The organism is Actinomycetota bacterium (assembly GCA_040755895.1).
Lineage (GTDB): Bacteria > Actinomycetota > Aquicultoria > Subteraquimicrobiales > Subteraquimicrobiaceae > Subteraquimicrobium.
Window position 1 is genome coordinate 1 of record JBFMAG010000054.1, and the last position, 3,029, is coordinate 3,029.

Annotated in this window: 5 protein-coding genes; all 5 read right to left on the minus strand. The window is 45.7% G+C overall.

Annotation, left to right across the window (positions count from 1 at the left end):
- Window positions 1–218 (minus strand): ATP-binding protein (locus tag AB1466_02555; protein ID MEW6188983.1); only part of this gene is annotated, 218 nt, incomplete at its 3' end.
- 97 nt (window positions 219–315) lie between these two features.
- Window positions 316–1,254 carry an N-acetylmuramoyl-L-alanine amidase gene (locus AB1466_02560; protein ID MEW6188984.1) on the minus strand — a complete coding sequence of 313 codons (939 nt, stop codon included), beginning with the start codon at window positions 1,252–1,254 and terminating at the stop codon, window positions 316–318.
- A gap of 7 nt (window positions 1,255–1,261) precedes the next feature.
- Entirely contained in the window at window positions 1,262–1,621 is a 360-nt protein-coding gene (locus AB1466_02565) for an SCP2 sterol-binding domain-containing protein (GenBank protein ID MEW6188985.1), read from the minus strand.
- The gene (locus tag AB1466_02570; protein MEW6188986.1) at window positions 1,606–2,499 is read right to left on the minus strand and encodes a U32 family peptidase; all 894 of its coding nucleotides are present in this window, start codon (window positions 2,497–2,499) and stop codon (window positions 1,606–1,608) included. The genes AB1466_02565 and AB1466_02570 overlap by 16 nt, the downstream gene beginning before the upstream one ends.
- A gap of 330 nt (window positions 2,500–2,829) precedes the next feature.
- The coding region (locus AB1466_02575) for a U32 family peptidase (GenBank protein MEW6188987.1) at window positions 2,830–3,029 on the minus strand (200 nt) is incomplete at its 5' end.

Below are 3,029 nucleotides of genomic sequence, written 5' to 3' on the forward strand. Positions count from 1 at the left end.
TCTGATTCTTTGCGCATCATGTGGTTTAGATGGAATACATGAAGCTTCAATCCCAGTTCATCACAGAGAGCAGATAGTATGTGGAGCAAGGCAACGGAGTCCGGTCCTCCGGAGACAGCCACCAGAACCTTATCACCACTCTTGAGCATATTGTATTTTTCGATGGTCGCCAACACCTTTCGCTCCAGCGGATGCCTCTCATCCGAAAGAGTTTTCATAAAAAACACCTCATTATATGAGCTTCACAAGCAATTCATCATGATAAAAAAGACCCTGAAAGGGTCATGTCTTGCAAATCCAGTATATTGAGTATTTCTAGTTCCTGTCAAATATAGCAAAATACCGCATGACGCCATTGTGAATCCCCTGTGCCACCTTCCATTGATATTCTTCGCCATTGAGCAACCTATCCTCTTCGGGATTGGTTAAGAAACCCACCTCAGTGAGAATGACCGGAACCTTTGACCAATTGAAACCGGTGAAATCGCCGCGTGGCATGATCCCGTTATTCCTGCAGTTACAGGATTTGACGAGCTCTCGTTGCACTAATCTAGCAGCCCGAAGACTTTCGGAGTAGATAGATTCTGTCCATTGGTTCTTTGCCGGATAGAAGGTGGTGATACCGCTAACTGATGGATCACTGCTACCATCACAATGTATGCGAATGAAAAGGTCCGCACCAATTCCATTTGCAATGGTTGCCCGTTCGATGTTGCTTATATTGACATCATCGGTTTCCCTGGTCATGACCACGGCAATACCCGATCTTTCCAATAGATTCTTTAATTTGAATGCTATCTGCAAAGTTATTTTGTATTCGGGAATGCCGGATGATATTCCCCTGGTACCTCCCCTACATTTCTCCTTCATCCGCGAGGAGCCTGGAGCGATGGGCTCCGGAGCCAAATTCGCACGAGTCTGATGTCCGGGGTCGATGCAAACACGCTTCCCCACCACCTTGCTGGGGAGGGTTTTCGAACCATTACCCTCGGTATCCAGAGGACGCAATAAAGAAAACATCCGGAAAGATTTATTTCTCACAATGGATTCTATGGTCTCGGAAACCTGCGAAAATTTTTCCTCGAAAAATCCGGTTATTGCCGAGACTAACTTATTTGCCTCCTCGATACCCCCTCGCTTATCTGCATTGGGTGTGGCAGGGGTGGAGAGGACGCTGAAGAGAAATAGAGAAATAATGACGGCGCTAAGAACCACTCTCAAACGCTTCTTAATGGAATTCAGAACCCTTTTCATAACTGCCTCAGATGACCAAAAGGTCGTCAAAGATATTTTTCAGGATCAGGGCGATTGTAAGCGAGCCCTCCACGGTTATCTTCCTCCGGAAGAAAGCAGCATCGGGATCGATTCGGCCCAAAAAGAGTCCCGTAAAAACCTTCAATGACCCCGTAAAGATTACATCTGGCTGGTAATCGTGAGCTAGATATCGTGGAAGCGGCCCTTTAATTAAGCCTTCTTCAATGATGAAAAGGTAAGGGAATTCCGTTAATTTAAGGGCAAAGACCTTCCCATTCAAAGGGGTCAATCTCTCCTTCAGATGGATATTTTTATGAGTCAAAACCATGATCGCCTTTAAAAATAACTCCCCTAACTTGTAGAGCATGTTAAGCGCTTCTCCCTTCCCGAAAAATAGCAAGTGTCCAATCCATATGGTGAGAGCGGAGCCAATTTCTCCTCGGCCAGAGCCGGCGATATTTTTCCATCTATCACTGCCTTGAAGATATCAACAACTTCTACAACATTCTCCGGGGTACTCTCGATTCTTATACTCGTGATTCCCACTTCTCGAAATCCCTTAAGGTGAGAGACGAGACAATAGGTCTTTCCATTGTAAACCGCCGGTCCATTCATCATGAACAATGGTTCGCCTTCCAAAGTGGCCTGGGGAAGATTTTTCACCTCGTAGCATTTGAACCCACAGCCCCTCCTTAAGCTTCCAAATGCCCTGGCCGTATAGCATCGCCAAGAGAAGGCTATAGGAAAGTTACCATAAACGACCACTTCGAAAGGGATATCGATCTCCTGACACATTTTCTCCATGGTATTCATGGATATGTCCACGGGGAAAACTATTCGACGAATTTTGTATTTCAACAGAAACCTCGCCGACTGAGGATTATAAACATTGAAGAAAGAACCCAGAGTCAATGGTCTTTCTCTGAATTCCTTTAGCCAGATATTAAAGATGCCCATATTATTGACCTCTATCTCGCGAGCTTTTGCCATCAATGCACGGCTTTTATTTAGATCCTCTTCATTGGTGGGCAAAACAGGAGTGGATAGAATGACCTCTTTGCCCGCTCTCTTCAATAAATCTTGAATCTCGATGAAAAATCCTGGATCAAGTATGTTCCTTTTTGTGCAAGCGATTTCCCCAATATATGCCCTGTTTATAGCGGGATGAGCAGCGACTTTCCCATAGTAATCCAAAATTTTCTCTTTGCCCCAGTTGGTGGGAAGCGGACCTATGGCTATTTCCATCTCATTTGCTCCTTCACTTTCCATCAACGACTTACAACTGAACCTGATCTGGACTATTAACGAGTTAGGTTTACATTTATACATTCGAGGGAGGGGCAGTGCTTAAGAAAGTATCGGAGCCTCGCTCATGAAAACTTCTTAAGCATTCACAGTTTTGTAGCGAGGCGAGACCCGAGCGGCCCCGAAGGACTCGTTTCACTCGCCAACGGGGTAAACGGCCGATTGCGCCTGCCCCGTAGACGCGACAGCGTTCTTCGGGTGTTTTCAGAGCACTTCACCCCGACCATGATGCCAACCCATCTCGTTAATAATTTACCAGAGCAGCAATTTTCACTTCTCCACATAACAACCGATTATGATATCCTCGCTTCCAAAAAGAGACGAGAGCCGCTTCAACCATACTTCACGAACGGTAAAAGAATCAGGATGGGCATAGTAAGCGTCGATCGCCCGTCTAAAAATTCGACCCGTTGTTCTCAAATAGGCTCGGGATCTTTGCCTTCCCTCAACCTTTAAGGCATCTACTCCAC

What these genes read in the sequence shown, in the direction of transcription:
- AB1466_02560 (MEW6188984.1), bottom strand. Translation starts at nt 1,254, where the DNA reads ATGAAAAGGGTTCTGAATTCCATTAAGAAGCGTTTGAGAGTGGTTCTT.
- AB1466_02570 (MEW6188986.1), bottom strand. Translation starts at nt 2,499, where the DNA reads ATGGAAATAGCCATAGGTCCGCTTCCCACCAACTGGGGCAAAGAGAAA.
- AB1466_02565 (MEW6188985.1), bottom strand. Translation starts at nt 1,621, where the DNA reads ATGCTCTACAAGTTAGGGGAGTTATTTTTAAAGGCGATCATGGTTTTG.